General features: G+C 59.9%; 16 protein-coding genes. 12 read left to right on the top strand and 4 right to left on the bottom strand.

Features of this window, described 5'->3' with window-relative positions:
- The 6 genes from HS053_RS22200 to HS053_RS18870 form a co-directional block, all read left to right on the top strand.
- A partial coding sequence (locus HS053_RS22200; protein ID WP_206677634.1) for a hypothetical protein occupies positions 1 to 272 on the top strand: 272 nt, incomplete at its 5' end.
- On the top strand, positions 269 to 817 hold the full coding sequence (locus HS053_RS18850) for a hypothetical protein (RefSeq protein WP_174212800.1): 549 nt from the start codon (positions 269 to 271) through the stop codon (positions 815 to 817). The genes HS053_RS22200 and HS053_RS18850, both read left to right, overlap by 4 nt.
- Positions 817 to 4,242 (top strand): ATP-binding protein, encoded by a 3,426-nt coding sequence (locus tag HS053_RS18855; RefSeq protein WP_174212801.1) that lies wholly within the window; start codon positions 817 to 819, stop codon positions 4,240 to 4,242. The genes HS053_RS18850 and HS053_RS18855 overlap by 1 nt, the downstream gene beginning before the upstream one ends.
- 102 nt (positions 4,243 to 4,344) lie before the next feature.
- Positions 4,345 to 7,056: an ATP-binding domain-containing protein gene (locus HS053_RS18860; RefSeq protein ID WP_174212802.1), complete on the top strand. Its 2,712-nt coding sequence runs from the start codon at positions 4,345 to 4,347 to the stop codon at positions 7,054 to 7,056.
- A gap of 79 nt (positions 7,057 to 7,135) precedes the next feature.
- Positions 7,136 to 8,890, top strand: a complete 1,755-nt coding sequence (locus HS053_RS18865) for a DUF262 domain-containing protein (RefSeq protein ID WP_206677635.1) — start codon at positions 7,136 to 7,138, stop codon at positions 8,888 to 8,890.
- Positions 8,887 to 11,244 (top strand): DUF262 domain-containing protein, encoded by a 2,358-nt coding sequence (locus tag HS053_RS18870; protein WP_174212804.1) that lies wholly within the window; start codon positions 8,887 to 8,889, stop codon positions 11,242 to 11,244. Before HS053_RS18865 ends, HS053_RS18870 begins: the two co-directional genes overlap by 4 nt.
- Before the next feature lie 420 nt (positions 11,245 to 11,664).
- Here HS053_RS18870 and HS053_RS18875 read toward each other — a convergent pair whose 3' ends face one another.
- From HS053_RS18875 to HS053_RS18885, 3 genes are read right to left on the bottom strand one after another with little or no spacing between them, the layout of a single operon-like run.
- Positions 11,665 to 13,560 (bottom strand): coiled-coil domain-containing protein, encoded by a 1,896-nt coding sequence (locus HS053_RS18875; protein ID WP_206677636.1) that lies wholly within the window; start codon positions 13,558 to 13,560, stop codon positions 11,665 to 11,667.
- A complete protein-coding gene (locus HS053_RS18880; protein WP_174212805.1) occupies positions 13,526 to 14,020 on the bottom strand; it encodes an ABC-three component system middle component 2 in 495 nt (164 codons plus the stop codon). The genes HS053_RS18875 and HS053_RS18880 overlap by 35 nt, the downstream gene beginning before the upstream one ends.
- The gene (locus HS053_RS18885; RefSeq protein ID WP_174212806.1) at positions 14,011 to 15,024 is read right to left on the bottom strand and encodes an ABC-three component system protein; all 1,014 of its coding nucleotides are present in this window, start codon (positions 15,022 to 15,024) and stop codon (positions 14,011 to 14,013) included. Before HS053_RS18885 ends, HS053_RS18880 begins: the two co-directional genes overlap by 10 nt.
- 339 nt (positions 15,025 to 15,363) lie before the next feature.
- Here HS053_RS18885 and HS053_RS18890 point away from each other — a divergent pair, with 339 nt between their 5' ends.
- The gene (locus HS053_RS18890; RefSeq protein WP_174212807.1) at positions 15,364 to 16,620 is read left to right on the top strand and encodes a tyrosine-type recombinase/integrase; all 1,257 of its coding nucleotides are present in this window, start codon (positions 15,364 to 15,366) and stop codon (positions 16,618 to 16,620) included.
- A 6-nt stretch (positions 16,621 to 16,626) separates the two neighbouring features.
- Here the strand turns inward: HS053_RS18890 and HS053_RS18895 are convergent, their stop codons facing one another.
- A complete protein-coding gene (locus tag HS053_RS18895) occupies positions 16,627 to 17,223 on the bottom strand; it encodes a hypothetical protein (protein WP_174212808.1) in 597 nt (198 codons plus the stop codon).
- Positions 17,224 to 17,497: 274 nt separating this feature from the next.
- On the opposite strand from HS053_RS18895, the gene HS053_RS18900 reads away from it, so the two are divergent.
- From HS053_RS18900 to HS053_RS18920, 5 genes are all read left to right on the top strand, one after another.
- The gene (locus HS053_RS18900; protein ID WP_174212809.1) at positions 17,498 to 18,496 is read left to right on the top strand and encodes a helix-turn-helix transcriptional regulator; all 999 of its coding nucleotides are present in this window, start codon (positions 17,498 to 17,500) and stop codon (positions 18,494 to 18,496) included.
- Positions 18,497 to 18,799: 303 nt separating this feature from the next.
- A complete protein-coding gene (locus HS053_RS18905) occupies positions 18,800 to 19,048 on the top strand; it encodes a helix-turn-helix transcriptional regulator (RefSeq protein ID WP_174212810.1) in 249 nt (82 codons plus the stop codon).
- Positions 19,045 to 19,311: a hypothetical protein gene (locus HS053_RS18910; RefSeq protein WP_241699939.1), complete on the top strand. Its 267-nt coding sequence runs from the start codon at positions 19,045 to 19,047 to the stop codon at positions 19,309 to 19,311. Before HS053_RS18905 ends, HS053_RS18910 begins: the two co-directional genes overlap by 4 nt.
- On the top strand, positions 19,308 to 19,703 hold the full coding sequence (locus HS053_RS18915; RefSeq protein WP_174212811.1) for a VRR-NUC domain-containing protein: 396 nt from the start codon (positions 19,308 to 19,310) through the stop codon (positions 19,701 to 19,703). The genes HS053_RS18910 and HS053_RS18915 overlap by 4 nt, the downstream gene beginning before the upstream one ends.
- The gene (locus HS053_RS18920) at positions 19,700 to 20,668 is read left to right on the top strand and encodes a helix-turn-helix domain-containing protein (protein WP_174212812.1); all 969 of its coding nucleotides are present in this window, start codon (positions 19,700 to 19,702) and stop codon (positions 20,666 to 20,668) included. The genes HS053_RS18915 and HS053_RS18920 overlap by 4 nt, the downstream gene beginning before the upstream one ends.
- Positions 20,669 to 20,687 lie beyond the last annotated feature (19 nt).

Here is a 20,687-nt window from a genome sequence, read left to right on the forward strand (position 1 = left end):
TCCTGCCCGATATCATTCAGGCGCGGAGTCGCAGGTCAGGCAAAAACTGGGAAGGTGCCGCCCAGGAAACGCTTACGCTGCCATTCGGCGGGGCGGCGATGAAGAGCGTCAACACGCCGCCGGTGGCGATGGCGAAACCCGTCCCCATGTCGGACAGCGTCGGCGCGCCAGTGCCGTCGTTGGCCACCAGCTGCCAACGGGTGTGGGTGCCGCGCTGGAATCCGATGCCGATGCAGTTGATGAGCCCGGTCCGAAATCCGCGACACTATTGACCATCGACCAGGCGATCGAAATCGAAGAAGTGCCGACCTCGGCTGTGGAGTTCCTGCACATCCAGGTCGACGTTGCAGATACCGACAACGACGACGCCCTGCGCGATATACTTAGGCGGACCCTGCGCGATACGGCGCGAAACCTGGTGTCGGAAAGCGCCGTGATCCGTCTTAAACTGACCGGTCGCACGCGGCGGCGTTGGCAGGTCCTGCGCGATCAGGACGTCTGGAAAGAGACCGCCGCGCAATATGCTCGGGAGACAGGCACGCTTTGGCTGGACAAGGTCGTGTTCGACCTGTCCGACACCGCAGAGCCCGGGCACAGCGCCACGGACGAATTGGCTGAGATCATGAAAGCCATCAGCGAGGAACCCGGTTTTTCCGAAACCTGCCGTGCTGAGATTGAGGGCATTCTGCAGGAGTTGGCGCCGCAACGGCGTGCCGAACTGTTGCCTGATGAAGCTGCAATGGACCAGCTTGCGCGGCGTCTCGCAGAAGCCGGCGCAAAACGGATCCTTGCGCGAATGAAGGGAGCGACGCCCTGATGCGAATCGAGCGGCTCTCTCTCGACTTTTTTGGTCATTTCACGGGCAAGGTCCTCGATTTCGGGAAAGCCGGTCAGGCTTCGGATTTCCATGTGATCTACGGCTCAAACGAAGCCGGCAAAACAACAACAATGGAAGCCTATCTGCGTCTTCTCTACGGCTTTCCCCATCGGGAGCCCTATGGGTTTCAGCACCAGCGACAGAATCTTCGCGTTTCCGGTCTGCTCGACATCGGAGGCGAAACCCGCCTGTTCACGCGACTGCCGTCCCGCAGCGGCAACCTCTGGGGAGAGGCCGACGCGGCCCTGCCCGAGACCGCGATCGCCTCGCACCTCGGCGGGCTGTCGCTCGACGACTACCGCAGCCTGCTTTGCCTCGACGACGACACCATCGAAAAAGGCGGTGAGGACATCGCCAGCGCGCGAGGCGATATCGGCCGTTTGCTGTTCTCCGCGGCAGCCGGTGTCGCGGACCTCAATGCAGTTCTGGAACAGGCGCGGGCCGAGGCGAACGGCCTCTACAAGAAGCGCGCCAGCACCACGCGCGTCGCGGAACTGAAGCGCGAGTTGGGTGAGGTCGAGACCAACATCCGCACCCTCGATGTCAGCGCCCACGCGTGGCGAAAGCTGAAGGATGCGCTTCAGGCCGCCAAGGCTGAAGAGGCGCAGTCTCGGCAGGCACGGGACGCGCTTCGCGCCGAACAGGCGCAGATTGCTGCGCTGCGCCGGGCCCTGCCCAAACTGGGTGAGATGGGCCGCCTCGCGGACGAGATCGCCGACTGCGCCAACTATCCCGAGCGGATCGACATCAATCCCGAAGACCTCGTCGCGATGAGGACCGACCGGGGACAGGCGGATGCCGAGTTGCGGCGGCTGCTGGACGAACTTGACGAGGCGGAAAAGGCGCGCGCCGCGCTGGTCATGGACGCGGACCGCCTCGCCCTCGGCGAGCAGCTGAACGATCTGGACGAACTGCGCAGCCGGACGCAAACGGCGGTGCTGGACCTTCCCAGACGCGAACGGGCCCATGATGAGGCTCTTTCGGACATGGCACGCATCGCCCAGGATCTGGGGGCGCCCGAAGGTTGCGATGTCACCGCACTTGTCACGTCGCCGGGAGAAATTGCCATACTTGAAGACCTGCGTGACAAGATGCGAGACGCCGCCGCGGCTTGGGAGACCGAGCAACGCGAGATCGCAGGCTTGCAGACCCGCATCACCCAAGCACAGAAGGCACATCAATCATTGCTGGAAGATCCGCCGCAGTTGGGGCTGGTGGATCTCCTCAAACGGTTCGACGCCGATGCCCTGGCACCAGCAATCGCCACGGCGACACAAGCCATCGCGTCTGCCGACACGGCCCAGGAGCAGGCGCTCGACGCGCTTTTCATCGGAGCATGCACCTTCAGCGCCCTCCCGGTCTGCCCGGCCGATCCATCGACAGCAGCAGACACTGCCCAACGCCATGCCGATCTGTCGGAGAAGCTCGGACGCTTTGACGACAGGTTGGAGCGTTTGGACGAGGACATCGCCGCCGTGAAGGCGAAAACCACCCGACTCTCGGAAGACGCAAGGATCGCCAGTGACGAAGTGGAACGGGAGGCCCGGGCCCGGCGTGACTCGCTGTGGCAAGCGCATCGCGAGACGCTGACTTCCGAGAGCGCCGACAGCTTTGCGCCGGCGATGAAAACCGTGGACGACATCAACGCTGCGCGTCTCGCCCACGCCAGCGAGCTCGGCGAACTACGAAAGCTTCTTCAGGATCTGGCGGACGCGGAAGCACGCGCGACGACGACCCGGGAACAGCGCGATGGGCTCGCCGAGCAGGCACGAGAGCTCGAGAGCCAAGTCCACGGTCTATGCTCGCAGATCGGGCTTCCGGCGCTTTCACCTTCGGCTTTTTCGGACTGGGTTGCGCTTCATGCCAAGGCCATAACCGCCGAGCGGCAACGGAACAGGCTTGCCGAACACCACCGGGAGACGCTGGATCGGGCGGAGCGGCTTCGTCAGGCGCTCACGCCCCTCGTCGCGTTGGAGACCCCGACAATTGATGCGGCGTTGCAAGCCGCACGCCGTCATGCGGAAACCGAACGCCTCTACCAGGACAAGGTGCGCGCGGCCTCAGACAAGACCGCCGCCCTGGAGGAGGATCTTGAACGCCGGCAGGGCGAGAAAGAAGCCCTCGAAGACGCCTCCCGAAAGTCGGCTTTGGCCTGGAAGACCAGGGTGGATGATCTGTTCGGCGAGATGCTCTCACCCGACAGGCTCATCGCCGCACCCGGGCAGTTGCGCGAACTGCGCGAACACGACGCGAAGCGGCTACAGGCCGCGCGTCAGGTCTCCACGATGCAGGACGACCAGCGTCGGTTCACGGAAGCCACGGGCTCACTTGGTTCGCGTTTCGGCATCGGGGAGAGCGATCCTCTCGACACGTTCCGGCGCCTGCGGGAGCTCGCAGAACAAGCGCAGGCTGACAAGTCACAGCACGAGAAGCTCGGCACTAGGCTTGAGGACGGTGCAACTCGGCGAACGGAACTCGAGGCGAAGCTCGAAGACATCGCCAGGAAAGTGGTGGAACTTGGTGCGGTGTTTCCGGAGACGGTGGATACCAGCACTATTGACGCCCTGCGGACCTCTGTGGGCAAGGGCCTGGACGTCATCGTAAAAAGAGAACGAATCGCTGAAATCGAACGGCAGATCCTTGACGACCTCTCGCTGCGGAGGGTCGAGGAAGCCCGCCAATTACTTGCCGATGAAACCGCTACAACACTCGAAGCGAAGGCGTTGTCGCTAGAGACCGATCTCAACCTCGCAGAAGAGCGGATGTCCACCGCGACCGGAGCGCGGGCGAATGCTGAACGGGACCTCGGCAATGTCACCGGCGGCGCAGAGATCGCCGAATTGGTCGAGCGGCGCGCCACACTGCAGATGCAGATTGAAGAGGCGGTTCTTGACTACCTGGAGTGGGACTTCGGTTTGCGCCTCGCCGAAGACGCCATCCGCCGCTATCGCGACAGGCATCGGAGCGACATGATGGCAGCCACTGAGCGTGCCTTTGCAGAGCTCACGAATGGCGCCTACCAGAAGCTGCTGACGCAACCGGACGGTGCGTCTGAAATCCTGTTGGCGGTCGATGCTAGCGGCACCCCCAAGCAGATCGGCGACATGTCGAAGGGTACGAGGTTTCAACTCTATCTGGCGCTGCGCGCCGCGGCTTACGAACAAATGGTAGCACAGGGCGTTCAACTACCCTTCTTCTGCGACGATGTTTTCGAGACCTTTGATGAAGATCGAACGCGTGCCGCCTGCCGTCTCATGGAGCAGATCGGCCGGAGCGGTCAAGCGATCTATCTGACCCATCACCGCCATGTTGTCGAAATCGCGAGGGATGTGTGTGATACGCAGCCAATCATTCATCTACTCTAATCTTGTAAGCATTTTATTGCTCACATCAATTACACCACGACCTGGCAGCGCTCTTATAGTGTGGCAGGTCAAAATTCGAGTTTGACGGACAGGGAGACGAGCATGAATAACAAGGAGGCAGTCCTTGCCGACATCGCGAAAGACTCGCTCACCTGCATTGAAAAGGTGGCCGGTGACGCAGAGGCGGCGCGGACATCGCATCGGAAGAGCGACGCCAGTGCATTTGCAAGCATAAATACACTCAACAGTCCGCAGCAGGTGAGCCATCTCGGGAAGGTCGCAGATGCAGAAATGGACGCTCTTGCTGCACTGATCGAGCAGCCTGTCATCGCGCGCATACACTTCATCGACGAAAACGATGAAGAAGACACCATCTTCATCACTCGCGGCACTCCCCGTACAGTACCCGGCTTCAAGATTGCGAGCTACAGGGCGCCACTGGGCCGCATCGCATCCCTAGCAGCTGGCGATGAAGGCACATTTCGCTTCGGCAACACCGAGCGGGACCTTCTGGTCGATAGCTCTGCGCGCCTCAAGCCACAACGCGAGCAAGGACAGTGGGACGCCAAGGACACGGAAATCGACATACGGGGCCTCGGGCGCTTCACCGTTGGGTCGCTGCGTGAGCTACTGGAACCGAGCGCCCACATCGAAGAGGGCGACCTCGAGGCGCTTTGGGACGACGAAACTGACGCGAACATCGTACAGGGCGTGCGCCGCGCGATCCTCACGCAAATGGGCCTGCGTGATCAGCCGATTCTTGATCGGCACCAGGATGAGATCTTTCGGATGCCCATCAACAGTCGCTGCTTCCTCTCCGGGCCACCGGGAACAGGTAAAACCACAACGCTCATCCGACGCCTTGGCCAGAAGACGGACCGGCAGGCTCTTGAAGAGTCGGGGGAAGAGACACGACTCATCCGACAATTGGAGGAAGAAACAGGCAGGCCGCATGAGAGCAGCTGGCTTCTGTTCTCTCCGACCGAGCTGCTTAGGCAATATGTAAAAGAGGCGTTCAACAAGGAAGGTCTGGCCGCAAGTGACGGGCACATCCGGACTTGGGACGAGTTTCGCCGTGAGCTGGCGCGCGAGGAGCTTGGCTTGCTGCGAACGAGCGCGGGAACTGGTCCGTTCGTCGAACGACGTACGCAGGACTACCTCAAGCCTGAAGTGCTGGACGAGGCTCAATGGTATGATGAATTTCGAGAGTACATCGACGCCTCAGTTGCGGACGAACTGCGCGCAGATGCAGATCTTTTAGCGAAGAGTGACGCACCGGATCTGAGCGCAATTGGGGAGCTGTTGGGGGAACCATTCAATAGGCCTGGGCGTGATTTCTATGCGGATACGATGCGGAGCGTCGCCGGACTTATTCCCGAAGTCCGGGAAGCAATTTCCTCACGGACCGAAGCAATCAACCGCATTCTCACGCGAGCGCGCAACGCCCTCACTCATGCCGATCGCAACTTCCCCGACTTTCTTCGCCAAGAAATCTCCCGGCAGCTCGCCGCAGATCCGCAAGGCGCGGACGAGGATGACGAATTTGAAGTCGCGCTGGACGACGAAGATGAACAGGCCAGTGTGCCGCAAGCCGGTCGCCCGGTAAGCCGGCAGCAAGCCTTGGTACGTTTTGAACGTGCCCTGAAGTCTTTGGCTAAGGCCCGGCGGGCGCGACGTCGCGTCTCGGAGAAGTCGCAAGATGGCTTGCTTCTCGAGTGGCTGGGTCCGGACCGCATCCCAGCCGATGCCGAGATTTCCGAACTTGGGAAGCTGTTAGTCGAACAGTCACGGCTGAGGAAGTTCGAGCGCCTTGAACGGCTTTTCCTCCGTGGGATCCCGACAAGATACAAGCGCTTCCGCAGCGAAATGGCGAAGGCAGAACGGTGGTACGAGGTGACGCCCGCCAAGGCGTCGGATATCCACTGGCAGGAACTTGACCTCGTGATGCTGGCGACGCTCCAGATCGCCAACGAACTGTTGAACAACTATCGCAGCCGAACCGAGCTCGAACTTCCAGCAGCAGGGCCACTCGCGTCCATACGATACATTCAAAGGGCACAGGTTTTCGTCGACGAGGCAACCGACTTTTCGCGGGTACAGCTCGCTTGCATGAACGAGCTCGCGCATCCATTGACCGGCTCGCTCTTTCTTTGTGGGGACATAAATCAACGACTGACTTCTTGGGGCCTCAAATCGAATGAAGCGCTGAACTGGATAGGCGAAAAGATCGAACGCAAATCTATTACAGTTTCATATCGACAAAGCCGACGCCTTGTTGATCTTGCAAAGCAAATTGCCACCATCGGCGGCTCTCAGGCAGATGAAATCATCCTGCCCGACCGCCTCGATTCTGAGGGATTGCCCCCAGTTTGGCATGCAAGCCTCGGCGACATCTCTGCCGTCGCACAATGGCTAACCAAGCGTATTCACGAGATCGATCGAATGGTTCAGAAGGCCACGACGATTGCCGTTTTGGTGAATGAGGAAGAGCAGGTGGAACCGCTGGCTCTGGAACTCAATGATCGGCTGGAAGATATCAACCTTTCTGCTGTCGCCTGTAAGGACGGAAAGGTTGTCGGCAACGACCGGGATGTACGAGTATTCAACATTCGGCACATCAAAGGCTTGGAGTTTGAAGCTGTCTTCTTTGTCGACCTCGACCAAACGGTCTCCAAGCATCCTGATCTATTCTCGAAATACCTTTATGTGGGGGCAACCCGCGCTGCAACCTATCTGGGCGTAACCTTCAAAGACCAAGTTCCAGAGCAGATTGAACCGTTGTCGCATCATTTTGGCGAAGATTGGGCGCTATAAGCAACAAAGGGATTGAGGACAGGGAACAAAAGAGATGCCATTAGAAAGCGCCGCAATTGAGTTGAGGTCAATAAATAGGTTGCTCGTTGATGAAAACGGGTCCCCCGCGCGGTATTGGATTCCCGCGTACCAAAGAGGATATCGTTGGGACCGGCTACAGGTTACCCAACTCCTTGACGACATCTGGGACTTCATCCAAGCCAGCGAGGAGAAACGCCGAACCTCCTTTTACTGCCTGCAGCCATTAGTTGTCCGCAAGCTGGAAGACGGGGGATACGAGGTCGTTGATGGGCAGCAGCGGTTGACAACCATCTTTATCCTGCTCTCCCACCGAAATGAAATCCTCACACTGCTCGGTAAACAACGCTTTTCCATCGACTACGAGACCCGTGACCGCGCCTTTCTTGATGAAATCGATCTCGACCGATCCAACGAGAACGTAGATTTCTACCACATCTGCCAGGCTTGGCGAGCGATTGAGGAATGGCTTGCCGGCCGCAACCGAATGCATGCGCTAAAGCTTCTGCAGCATCTGCTCAACGACGATGAGGCCGGTCGGAACGTGAAGGTCATCTGGTACGAGCTGGCGCCCAATGACGATCCGGTTGCAGCTTTCACCCGACTGAACATAGGTAAGATACCACTTACGGAGGCTGAACTGGTCCGTGCCTTGTTCCTGCGCCGCGCGGCCCAGGACGATGCTACCGGCAATCTTTCGTTACGGATTGCTTACGAATGGGATCAGATCGAAAAACGGCTGCAGGATAACTCCGTCTGGTACTTCCTGCAGAACGCCGACCTCGATGACGCAAATCGGATCGGCCTTGTCTTTCGGCTCGCTGCAAGGATGGAAGGCCATGCGTTGAACGGGGAAGACTACGCGGTATTTTCCCATTTTTCAGACCTGTTGAGCGCAGAACTAAGTGCCGAGATCGAATGGCGCAAGGTGAAAGATATCTTCATGGCGCTGGAGGAATGGTACGAAGACCGATACCTATTCCACGTCCTTGGGTTTGTTCTCAATCAGACCGGTGGTGGCCTTTCCACGATTACCGAACTGCTTGCTGACAGCCAAACATTTAGCAAACACGATTTTTCCCAAGGTCTTCGCGATCGGGTCTATCGGATGGTGATCGGAAGTGATCTATCGGCGGCTCCCCTAGATGAACTTGAGGAAGAGATCACCAATCTCTGCCGTACAGTCGACTACGCAAATGCACCCAAGGTGCGGAGCCTGCTCCTTTTGTTCAATCTGGCAACGCTGCTTGAGGATCCGCGGTCAAACATCCGGTTCCAGTTCGATAGTTTCAAGCGAGAGTCTTGGGATATCGAGCACATACGCTCAGTGAGCGACGAACGACCTTCACGACCGCAAGCGCAGAGTGAATGGCTGCACCACTGCCTAGAGTTCCTGCGAACTGCCAGGGGAGAAGACGAGCAAGCGCTTGCAGAGAGCATCGCAACCTACCTCGACCCACACTCTGAGCCTGGGAGCCGGCCGAGCTTTGAGGAAATCGATGGCAAGGTTCTATCGTTCTTCAATGAGGCTACGGCGGGCCCTGATCACGACCTCGCAAACTTGACGCTGCTCGACTCTCGGACCAACCGCGGTTATCGAAATGCGGTCTTTGCGGTGAAGCGCAGCGTTTTGCTGAAAAACGACAGGTCCGGGATCTTCGTACCTCTGTGCACTCGCAACGTTTTCCTGAAATGCTACAGTCGCACGGTTGGCAACGTTATGTTTTGGACCGAACATGACGCTCAGGACTACCTAAACGCGATCAGTCGAACGCTGACGCGATTCTTCCTTGGGCAAGGAGGGGCAAGCCGATGACTTCGCGAACCACCTTCGGCAAGCTGATCGAACGTCACGGCCGTGTCGAGATCCCTGTCATCCAGCGGGACTACGCGCAAGGGCGGGCGGACCAGCACATCGTCCGAGACGATTTCCTTAAATCCCTCCACGACGCGCTGCGCCTGCCTAAGGAAGACCCAACACTGCCCCTAGATCTCGACTTCGTCTACGGGAGCGTCGTAAACGGCTCCTTCCAGCCGCTCGACGGCCAACAGCGGCTCACCACGCTGTTCCTGCTGCACTGGTATCTCGCTTGGGTCGACGGCTGCAGCGAAGATCTCCGCACTCGAATCGTCACATCAGGACGATCCCGCTTTAGCTATGAAGTTCGTCCCGGTAGTCGGGATTTCATCAACGCTTTTGCTAACTATGTGCCGGATATCTCAGCCGGGGAGTGTCAGGATATTGTAGGGATGATAACTGACCAGCCTTGGTACTTTCGCAGCTGGCGGTTCGATCCAACGATTCGTGCTGCACTGTCAATGTTGGACCGGATGCACGAGGTATTCCAGAAAACCTCAGGCCTGTATGCTCGATTGATCGACGAAACGGCTCCCGCAATCACATTTCAACTTCTTGATCTTGAGCAGTTCGACCTCTCGGATGATTTGTACATCAAGATGAACGCACGCGGGAAACCGCTGACTCCATTCGAGACATTCAAAGCGCGTTTCGAGAGACATCTGGAAAGCCAGTTCAAGGACACTCTGCCGGATCTCTGCAACGGGACGCCTCTCGCAGACTTTTTCTCTCATCGGATCGATACGCGCTGGTCGGATTTTTTCTGGCCGTTCCGTGATAGGAAGACTGCCACATTCGACGACGCCATGATGAACCTGCTGCGGACAGTTATCATGGTTACAAGGGATCCCGAAGCTACTGAGACCTCGGCTGATCTGGCCGACCTTCGCTCCATGGCGCGAGCTAGCAGCTATACGTGGTTTCACGACAGGGGCTGGCTGGATGAGGAAATGGTCTTGGCGCTGATCACGCTCTTGGAGCGGTGGAGCGCGGGGCCCGAAACGTTCCACTGCTATCTTCCCGACACGAGGCACCTCGATGAACAGGCTCTTTTTCAGGACATACTCACCAAGCCGACCAGCCTTACCTTCCAACAGCTTGCTCAGTTTGCCGGTTATACCCAGTTCCTAGTCCATTCGCCCGGAGAAATTGATTCCACTGCTTTCGATGCATGGATGCGGGTCGTCTCCAACCTCGCGACCAACACCGATTACAATCGCCCCGAAGACCTGCGTCGGAGCTTTGCTGGTCTTCGGGAGCTCACGCCGCGGATGAACGATATCCTCAACCATCTCGCCAGTTCGGACGGCGACGTGAGAGGTTTCTCCCGCGAGCAGGTCGCAGAGGAGCGGATCAAGGCTCATCTCATCGGTTTCGGCGGCGTTTGGCCGGACCGGCTCGAAAGAGCAGAGCGGCACACCTATTTTCGAGGGCAGATTGGGTTCTTGCTATGCTGCTGCGGTTTGAAGCTTGGTGAGGTAGATGCCGAGCTCGAGCGTCTTGATCCAGCTACCGCAAACGAGCTAGCGAAACCGTTCGAGCATTATCTCGCATACGCCTCACAGATGTTCGACGACCTCGTGAAACACCCGAAAGGATCTGGCCGGCTCTGGGAGCGCGCACTTCTCGCGACGGGAGATTTCCTGCCGAATGTCGGCAGAAATCGATCGTTGCTGACCACCTCATACGACGAGGCTTGGGGTTGGAAGAGACTCCTTCGAAATGCAGCTGCGGGTGGTCGGCCAAGCCAAGTCCTAAAGGACCTCTGGGATCAACTTGAGGACCCGGGCTCATATGCCGCTGACCTTGGGGGCGTTATCGAGTCTGCATCGGAAATCGATCCATGGCGTGAGGCGATCCTCGCAACGCCGTCGGTCTACGACTACGGCACCTACAGAATGATGCGCTTCTCAGAGGATGGAGGCATTTACCTTCTCAGAAAGACGCAGATGAACGGACGACATGCAGAGCTGTTTACCTACTGCCTGTACGACAGCCTCGCGTCTGAAATGAGGCCATACGGATTTTCGACAAGTTATTTCGAAGCAACGTCGACAGAAGAGGAACCTGGTCTGTATTTCGTGCGAGACCACGACGGTGACGCTGCCAAGTTCCATCTGTGCATCAGCGAGGCTCCAGATAGATATGAGTTCTATCTCGAAGAGCCCGAGGAGCCGAAGGAGAAACTAATCGCTATTCTGGTAGGGGTCGGCTTCCAGGAGAAGGAGGGCTGGTGGACCAAAGACGTGGAACGCAGCGACATACAAGCCCAAGCGCTCTCGCTCGCTCGCGCCTTTGCGCAGGAAACGTAACTGTTTTGCGTGAGCACGGTCAGAAAATCCCCCAGGGATATGAAGGACTTCGTTCCCTCTTGCTTCCACAGTGCTTCCACGGGTGTTGGAAACGCAAACGCCGCCCCTTGGGGCGGCTGCTAACGTCTTGATCTGTATAGGTAATTTTGGTTGCGGGGGCAGGATTTGAACCTGCGGCCTTCAGGTTATGAGCCTATGGACCCGGAATTTGACTTATCGCTTCAATTCAGTAGCTTAGCCCGCAAGCCTTTGAAATCACAATACAGGCTGGTCGTCGCTCGGTGGCAATGCACGGATTTCGAAGGATTGCCACGGCTTGGAATGGCGCAAAGCTGCATTTGTGGGTTGAGGTGGCGTTGAGGTGAAAAGCAAATCCCGAAGAGCTTAGCGATCCAACGATGCGCATGTCGGAGCACGAGGTCAGACAAACAGGCCAGCGCGGCCAATGCTCGGGTTCTTGGTGAACTGATAATTCGTGTAGGGCGTGACGACCTCCTGATCGGACTTATGGTTCTCGATCACGATGATCTGGGCCTGTCCGGACATGCCCTGAAGATACCGGTAGAAATGCGTCGCCACGTCAGCTTTGCGCAATTCCAATTCATCGTCAGTGAGATCCTCAAAGCGTTCCTCTTCCGCGGGGCGATAGGCAAAAAGCGGCGAATCTAGGATGACAAACCCCGGATGCGGCCGCCCCTTCTCGATGCAATAGACGAGCACGCCGATCTTGAAGGCGGCATGCAGCAGCGCTCTAACCCCCGCGCCATTGTCACGGCGACGCTTGCCATCGACGACGATGTCCTGGTCGCCCTTGTCGAAATGTACAGCGTCGGCGCCAGGATAGTTCCATGCCTTCAGGACCTTCTTCACGACTGCCGAGAGTTCGTACGCTTCGCTGTTCGAGAGGTCGAGATTGACGTCGATGCCTTCGGCGCGTTGTCTTGATGGCACGGTCGTCGCCTTGATGCGCGCGATTTGGGCCTCGAGATCGGAAACTCGGCGGCGGGTGTCCAAGTCGGATTCAAGCTTTTCGCATCGCGCACTCGCACTGAAGAAAATGGATCGGGCCGACACCTCACTCTGCGCAGCTTGGACTCGCGCGAGGCGTGCTGCGTTCAGACGGTCACCCGCCACGACTATGAGCCGCTCAACTTCCACGATTTCGGCGTCAACATCGGAGAGCGCCGCGGCAAGGTCACGGGCCTCGGCACGGATCTTCTCCATTTCCAACTCGACGGCGTAGCGCTGTTGCTCGATGCCGCCAAGACCATGGTCGTGCTTTTGGTGGTCGGGGAAAGCCCCACACAATGGGCAATTGATTGTGGCGAAGCGTTGCAGCAGAAAACCGCCTTCCTCCAAGCCTTCGAGACGATCAATGTCGGAAGAATAGACGCGCGCGAGCTCGTCGAACCGTACCTTCAGGGCATTCAACTCCGCGATCCGCGCTTGGTAGCCCTGAATGTCATCGGAAAAGCTGCGCTCCTCGAGCGCTAGCGCATCCAGATTGTTCTGGCGCTCTGCCACTATGTCGAGAAGTTCGGCCTTCTCCCGTTCGGCTGCCATGAGATCAGCAACAACCGCGCTGGTTTCTACTGTGTCATCGATCAACTTTCGCAACTGATCGGCCATCTGGGAGAGGAGCTCGATCTGCCCTTCTTTTACTGCTCTGAGCTGATCACCGGACCGCACCTGAGCGATCGAAGAACCATCTACGCCAGTCAACAGAAACTTGAGCAGCCCCTTGTCTTCTGAGGTTACCGTAGTGTTGTGTGCGAGAAGAAGGCTCTTTTCATCGATCATCCTCGTCTCGTCGATGAGAAGGTACCGCATGACCACACGGAGCGAAAATGGCGTCTTCTCTGCCCTCTCGTTCTTCAACAGCTGCGCTTCGCGGTAGCCGACTCTGGACAGGAGAAAGCGCGACACGTTGGGAGAACTGACATGTTTGCGCGAAAATACCTCGTATTCAGGCGAACCCTCGTCAACGGCCAGCAGATGCCCGTCGGCCTTGTAAATATCGCCGCCCAGCGCGGACGCCCGCAAGGTCAGTTTCTGATCACCGGGGAGGGTGAGCCAAAGGAGATAATTGTCCACCCCATTGCCTTCGGGAGGCAAAGTTGGAAGTTCTCCTCCTAGAAGATAGTCGATGGATTTGCGGACGAATGACTTGCCGGTGTTCGACGCACCCCAGATGATATTCACGCCCGTCTTGAACTGAACAGAGACCGGCGAGCGCTCGGGCCCGGTGAACGTCAGCTGGTCAATAATGATCCTGCGCCGATCAGACATCATCAGCGGCCTTGCCAACGATTTCATGAGACCAGCGCTCCAGGCCATCCTTCAGACCTAGGATAAACGTGTCGACCCCTTGAGCAGCGGCCTCAAGAGCCAGCCAATTGGCCGCGTTGGCGAGGCGGCGATTGTAGGCGCTTCCAAACAGATCGATCATCGCAGTTGCCGTTTCATGCGCCCGAAACGTGATGCCGCCGTCTGAAAGGACCTGTTCGACGAGAGATGCGCGTGCCATCAGAAGCAGACCCTCTTCCACCAAGTGGCGCCGCACGAAATACTCGCCGGCACGGGCATTGATCTCGGGGTGGAGGCTGGGCGGACCACCCGCGTCGCCGGTGTGGACGATGTAGTAGTCCAGTAGCGACATGGTTGCGACGTCGAAAGCTTGGGGCGCAAAAGCGTCGAGAATGAGCAGCGCCCGCACACCAGCTTCCAGCGGAGTGTTGAACAGTTGCGGCTGGGCGAAGGGAAGGGTCAAGCCCATGGCATGCGTCCGACATTCGCGAAGTGGTGGCACGCGCCCTGTTTGACGCTGGGGGTCACGCGATTGTGCCGTCCAAGCGCGCCGGTAACCTGGGCGGTGGAGGCAGCCCCCATAATCTGAGTAAGTCTTTCGTATAGCGGCGACTTGTCCAGCGCGTGATACTGATCGATCACGGTCTCGTGGACGTCCTCGTCGACATTGTCGATCTGGCTGGCCGGAAGATTGTCACGAAAATGGCGCCGAAACGCTTGGCGTTCGAGATACCGACGGCGAGCATTGATGATCTGGAAGCCGTAAGTGACGTTGGCAACGACGTCCGTGTAACTTGTGAACGGCGTCCCGCTGGCCGCGGCGAACACCGCCACAAGCTGGGTCACGTAAGCGGACTCCTCGTCAGCGACATCGGCCGGTACATCAGCCACTGACATTCGCGGTGCCTCGCCAGGATCGATATCGAGATGTTCGTGCAGGACGGCCCGCATCTGAGGCTTCTCCACCAGCTCGCTTGCCTTCCAGAGTTCGACCTTCTCGAACGCGTAAGCGCGAATAGCTGTCTCCAGAGCCGGAGACAGCGGGCATGGTGTCGTCGATATGCCGTTGAGGCAATAGGCTTCCCAATTGTCGATCAGGAAGTCCGCGATGAGCGAGGGTCGGTCGATTACCTTCTTGACGTCCCGGACTGCCGAATTGGGGCAGACGAAAATATAGCTGGTGGGCAGCGTGAATTCGCCCTGACCCGCATAGTAGAAGATCTTTCCTAATTCGGTGACGAACTCGGCCTTGCCCAATGGCGCTTTTAGATGCTTGCACTGATAGTTGTGCCATTCGCCGTCGTACCGGCGAGCCGAAAGAAAGCCGACGGCGTCCCGCCCCATGTCAGCCGACGCCGTGGGACGCTCAAATCCGACGTAAATGTCCGAAACCTTCGCGAGCCACTTCTTGACTAGGTCTTCGAGCTCGCTGTCCGTTAGATTTAGGATCTGGCGATCCTCGTTGAATGCCATCGTGCGCTATTTTCCCTTCGCCCTCGCGATAGTCCTGACGGAAATTTCTTTCCTGATCAAACCCTATTCGACCCCAACCTCAGCAACCCGGTACGAAAGGCAGCACTTCTGACCCTTTGTCCGGAAGCCAACAAGCGTCTCGGGGCACGATGCCGGGCGTTAACCGATGCGCCTGCGAAGACCTGCTGTTTACTCAAACAGCTTCCAATCATGGATCACCGGAACGCCCTCGCCCTCCCCATTTCCGGTCACCGCCTGCATTCCGGTCCTGTCGCCATGCTTTGCTTGATATGGGCGCGAATCTACGCCTCATGTCGGACGAGCAGATGGGGGCGATCCATGGTCAACAGGCTGAAACTGAATGAGAAAACCGTCCGGGAGGCTGAGAACCTGGGGCGGGATTACCAGATCTTCGACACCGATGTGCGCGGGTTCTCGATCACGATCTACCCTTCCGGCAACCGGGCGTTCACGCTGGATTACCGGATATCAGGGCGCCAGCGGCGGATGGTGATCGGGCGCTGGCCGGAGTGGAACACGGTGGCCGCGCGCGAGCGGGCCAAGGAATTGCGGCGCGACATCGACGAGGGGATCGACCCTCTTGGCCAGCGGGAATCGTCGCGCGAGGCCCCCCGGATCAACGATCTGATCGCGCGCTATCTGACAGAACACACGCCGCATCTTGCCCCTCGCAACGCCGCCGATCAGTACACGATCATGCACAAGCTGGTGGCGCCCGACTGGGGCAAGAAGCTGGTGACCGAGATCACCAATGCCGATGTGGAAAAGCTACTGGCCAAGATCGCAGCAGGCCGGGCACGTCCGTCAAAGGAAAAACCCAACAACCGCGCGCGCAAACTGCAAGGGGCCAAGCCCACGCCGGTGCGCGCCAACCGGGTGGGCGAGGTTCTGCGCAAGATGTTCACGCTGGCCATCGGCTGGGGCATGCGCGCGGATAATCCTGCCAGCGGATTTCGCCGCCGGATCGAGAACGAGCGCGAACGCTTCCTGACGCCCGAGGAGATCGGGCGGCTGGCCAAAGCACTGGATGCGGCCAAGGATCAGCGTGCGGCCGGGATCATCCGGCTCTGCATGCTGACCGGTGCGCGGTCGGGCGAGGTGCGCCAGGCGCGGTTTGAGCAGTTCAACCTTGACCTTGGCAGCTGGTCGAAACCTGCCTCCACCACCAAACAGCGCAAGATCCACCGCATCCCGATCTCGGGCGAGGTGGCAGCGATCGTGCGCCAGCGCCAGTTGCTGGTGCCGCGCGGCAATCCATGGCTGTTCCCCGGCGATACGCCCGGCCAGCCCGTCAAGGAAATCCGCCGCTTCTGGGTCGGGATCCAGAAAGAGGCCGCAATCCCCGATGTCCGCATCCATGACCTGCGCCACACGTTCGCATCCCTGCTGGTCAGTGGTGGCGCCTCGCTGGAGATGATCGGCAAGCTGCTGGGCCACAGCCAGATGCAGACGACCCAGCGCTATGCGCACCTGATGGATTCGCCCCTGCGCGATGGCGTCAATGCTGTCGCCAGCATCTTCCGCCCCCGCCCGCAGCTGGTGCACGACGCCGATCAGGACCAGAAAAGCGCCTGATCGCGGCTATTCCCGCTCGCGCAACGCCCGCCAGATCGGTGCGATCTTCTTGCGCGTGGTGCTTTCCTCGGGGATTTCGCCATTGGGCGAGTTCTGGGCGAACCAATCCTGCACCTCAGCGATCAGCTCGGCCTGCGTCGCGGGCACGCCCTGATCGTTGATCCGCCGAAACAGCATGATGTTGACGCCCTCCCAATCGTAGCGCGGTGCGGACCCGTTCGACGTCATCGGTCGCCGCAGCAGGTCGCGCTCTTCCTCAAACCTGTGCACTTCCTCGGCCAGAAGCAGAATGTCGGTGATCTTCACCAGCACGCCAGCTGCCGGTTCGGTGATGTATTGCCACTCTGCACTGCCCTGCGGCCGGATGCGATAGACCCGGCATTCCTCATCGCTCGGCCCGTGGCGGCGGAACATCGCCATCATGTCGGCCGCAGACACTGCGACGATCCCGGCCATGGGCTGCTTGCCGCAGATCGCCGCGGCGATGCTGGTCATCAGGGTCAAATGGTCGGTGGCGGCCCATGCGGCCAGGTCGGCAGCAGCGCAACCCCAACGGGCGCAGGTTTCGGTCAAGGAATAGAAGGCTCTGGGTGGCAGGCTCATGGGTCGTTCTTTCTGACTTCACGCAGCCAGACCCGGGCCAGCACCGGGCATGGCGGGAAACGCGCGCCCGAACAGCGGCTTGCGAGCAGACAGGCCGACGACGTGCGCGCCTCAAGATGCTTCGCACAGCCATGTCTGGAGAACCGGGTGAAAATACACCCCAGCGACCTTTAACACGCGCAGGTAGAATCGGCTTGAGCTGACAAGGATCAGCTATTCGCATTTGAAACGAATTGTCGTTAACTTCCCTGTCAGGTTCGGTCAGGGATTACACATGGATAACAAGCGGCTGGGCAAGGCCCTCGACATCATGCGTCTGGCGGAAGAGGCCGCCGCCCGGCCCGGTGGTATCAGCCTGGTGCAGATCGTCGAGACCTTCGGTGTCACCCTGCGCACCGCGCAGCGCCTGTCGCGCGCGCTGGAGATCGCCTTCCCGATGGTGCAGACGCGCACCGACAAGGATCGGCGCAAATGGTGGCAACTGCCCGACAGCCGCCTTTTGCACCTGCAGGGCATCCGGGACAGCGAATTGTCGGCGCTGGACATGGGGATCCGGCGTGCCGAACGCGACGGGGCCGTGACCGAGGTGGTGGCACTGACCACTTTGCGCAATCGCCTGCTGGCAACGATGCCCCCGACCTTTGCCCGGCGCGCCGAGGTGGATGCAGAGGCCGTGCTGGAAGCGCGCGGCCATGCCTGCCGCCCGGGCCCCCGCGCGCAATATTGTGCCCAAGTGCTCGGCGTGATCGACGCCGCGATGAAAGGCCCGTTCACCATCCAGATCGACTATGCGGCGGCGCAGGACAGCGCGCCACGGTCGCGGCCGGTCGAACCTTATGGTGTGCTGTTCGGCATGCGCGGCTACCTGATCGCGCGCGAGATCGGCAACAGCAAATATCGTTATTACCGTCTGGACCGGATCGCGCGCGCCAGCCTGTTGCCCAATTCCTTCGTGCGTGATCCTGACTTTGACCTTGGCAAGCACGCTGCCCGGGCCTTCGGCTCGTTCCACTCGGAGGCCGAATATGGCCCGGTGGAATGGCGGTTCGCCCCTGCGGCGGCGGCTGTTGCGCGCAGCTTCCTGTTTCACCCCGACCAGCAGATGGTGGACGAGGACGACGGCAGCCTGACCGTGCGCTTCACCGCCGGGGGCTGGCTGGAAATGGCCTGGCACCTCTACACATGGGGTGACAAAGTCGAGGTGATCGCGCCCCCAGCCGTGCGCAGCCTTGTCGAGGCCTATCGCCGCAGCGATTTCTGCGCCCTGCCCTGACGCCGGAACGGGTGTTTCGCCCCCGCCGCACGGCTGCTGTCGTGCCCATCCGGTGAAATCCCACTCGCACGGGCATCAGCCGCGATCATCGGGTGTGATCTGCCACAGATATCCGGATTTGGCGGAATGGCGCTGGGCGGCAATTCCGATTCGCATTCCGGTCCCGCGCCCAAACCCCAATGAAACAAGGACCGGAATGGCCCGCGCTGCGCCAATTCCGGTCTCTGCCTAGGTTCCGGTCCTGCCCGTCTGCTTCCTTCGCCCCGTCTCCGGCCTTTGCCGGGATCTGGATGGGAGAGTGATATGCAGACCATTGCCCCGGCCCCCGAGGTCCAACCCCTGAACCTGCTGGCCGACTGGATCAGCCGCGAACAACTGGCCGGTGAACTCGGCGTTGCCTGTGACACGCTTGCGCGCTGGGAGGCCCGCCAGATCGGCCCGCCCTGCACGCGGATCGGGCGCAAGGTGCTCTACCGGCGCACATCGGTCGAAAGCTGGATCAACGCGCAGGAACAGACCCGCCCCGCGCGCACACGGCGGGGCCGCAAATGACCAGCCTTCTGTCCCACCCGCCCGTCATTCCGACCTCGACCACCGGCGACTGGATGCACGACCGCCTGACCGAGGCGCGCGGTGTCCTGGCCGACACCACACAGCATCCGGAATCCTTGGTCATCCTCGCCGCCCGCGTAGTCGTCGGCCAAACCGATGATGCCGCGGAATGCAGCGACGCACTGGAAGTTCTGCGCCTCCTGGATCGCCGCCCCTTGCACGCCATCGCGGCGGCGGCGTTCCCGAAAGGCGGTGCGGCATGAACCGGCACAGCACCCCCGAGGCCGACGCCCAGCGCGCCATTGTTCAGGCCCTGCGCTTCGCCCTGCCCCGCGACGCCGTCGTCCATCACTGCGCCAATGAGGTGACCGAGGTCGGGCCCCGCGGCGCGAAGCGTCAGTCGATCCTCGTCGGCATGGGCGTTCATGCCGGGTTCGCCGATCTGATCGTAATCTGCGGCGGCCGCGTGCTGTTTCTCGAGATCAAGAGCGAAACCGGCCGATTGCGCAAATCGCAGGAGGTCTTCCGCGACACCGTCTGTTCGCAAGGCTTTGGCTGGGCGCTGGTTCGATCCGTCGACGACGCGCTGGGCGCGCTGGCCGACAATGGCTTCACCAGCCGCGCGCAGCTGCCAGTTCGGAGGGCCGCGCCATGAGCCATAAGGCAACGGTCTGGGCCATCCAGCAACGCGGGCTGAAACCCGCCACCAAGATCGTGCTCTGGTTTCTCTGCGACCGGCACAACCCGGATTTCGGCTGCTTCCCGACGCAGGAACGGCTGGCCGAGGATGCGGAAATGTCGATCTCGGCGCTGAACGCGCATCTGGCCAAGCTGGAAGAATTGCGCCTGATCCACCGCGTCCGCACCCATGACCCACGCACCCACAAGCGCCAGGCGACACGCTACATATTGGCGTTCGAGGAGGGCTTCCCACAAGACCCATGTCCAGAATCCGGAGATGGGGTTTCCGGAACGGAGGAAGAACGGGACGACACCCCATCTCCGGAAACCGGACATGGGGCCAACTCCGGATTTTTGGCAAACCCATCTCCGGATTTTGCCCAAAGCCATCTCCGGAATCCGGAGACTAACCTTGTAAGAGAACCCTTAAGTAAACCTGTAAAGGAGGAGGAGGACGCGCAAGCGCGCGAGGCCGAATTTGATCGGTTCTTCGCGGAACTGCTCACAGCGCTGGGCTTCGCGGCCAACGCCACCCTGCCCGCCTGGTGGCAGGGCTGGCCCGCCCGCACCCATGTGCGCCGCTGGATCGATGATCTCGGGCTGTCGCAGCAGCGGATTCTCGAGGTCGCGCTCGAGACCCGGGCCGATCACCCGAACCCGCCTGATGGCCCCAAAGCCCTCGACCGGTTCATGGAACGTGCCGCCCAGCGCGATGCGCAAACGGCAATCGCGAATGCCAAAAGCCAGAAGGCCAAAAGGCGGCGCAAGCGCGAAGATCCTCCTCGGCTCAGCGACGACGAAAAGGCGGCCTTCTACGCCAAGATGGTTAACGCCGACGGCTTCCTGCCCGTCAGCGCGATCAACAACAGCATCCGCGACCTGATGCTGGTGCGCGGCCTCGTCACCCCCGAACGCCTCCGATTGCGGGGAGTGCGGTGAATGGCATGGTGTCACGTCC

Origin of the sequence: Tabrizicola fusiformis, assembly GCF_013328815.1 — a bacterium.
Classification (GTDB): domain Bacteria; phylum Pseudomonadota; class Alphaproteobacteria; order Rhodobacterales; family Rhodobacteraceae; genus Fuscibacter.

Bases quoted from the DNA above. Each gene is read 5' to 3' on its own strand.
- HS053_RS18885 (WP_174212806.1), bottom strand. From the start codon at position 15,024: ATGGCATTCAACGAGGATCGCCAGATCCTAAATCTAACGGACAGCGAG.
- HS053_RS18875 (WP_206677636.1), bottom strand. From the start codon at position 13,560: ATGAAATCGTTGGCAAGGCCGCTGATGATGTCTGATCGGCGCAGGATC.
- HS053_RS18900 (WP_174212809.1), top strand. From the start codon at position 17,498: ATGGATAACAAGCGGCTGGGCAAGGCCCTCGACATCATGCGTCTGGCG.
- HS053_RS18920 (WP_174212812.1), top strand. From the start codon at position 19,700: ATGAGCCATAAGGCAACGGTCTGGGCCATCCAGCAACGCGGGCTGAAA.
- HS053_RS18870 (WP_174212804.1), top strand. From the start codon at position 8,887: ATGACTTCGCGAACCACCTTCGGCAAGCTGATCGAACGTCACGGCCGT.
- HS053_RS18895 (WP_174212808.1), bottom strand. From the start codon at position 17,223: ATGAGCCTGCCACCCAGAGCCTTCTATTCCTTGACCGAAACCTGCGCC.
- HS053_RS18905 (WP_174212810.1), top strand. From the start codon at position 18,800: ATGCAGACCATTGCCCCGGCCCCCGAGGTCCAACCCCTGAACCTGCTG.
- HS053_RS18915 (WP_174212811.1), top strand. From the start codon at position 19,308: ATGAACCGGCACAGCACCCCCGAGGCCGACGCCCAGCGCGCCATTGTT.
- HS053_RS18880 (WP_174212805.1), bottom strand. From the start codon at position 14,020: ATGGGCTTGACCCTTCCCTTCGCCCAGCCGCAACTGTTCAACACTCCG.
- HS053_RS18910 (WP_241699939.1), top strand. From the start codon at position 19,045: ATGACCAGCCTTCTGTCCCACCCGCCCGTCATTCCGACCTCGACCACC.
- HS053_RS18855 (WP_174212801.1), top strand. From the start codon at position 817: ATGCGAATCGAGCGGCTCTCTCTCGACTTTTTTGGTCATTTCACGGGC.
- HS053_RS18890 (WP_174212807.1), top strand. From the start codon at position 15,364: ATGGTCAACAGGCTGAAACTGAATGAGAAAACCGTCCGGGAGGCTGAG.
- HS053_RS18860 (WP_174212802.1), top strand. From the start codon at position 4,345: ATGAATAACAAGGAGGCAGTCCTTGCCGACATCGCGAAAGACTCGCTC.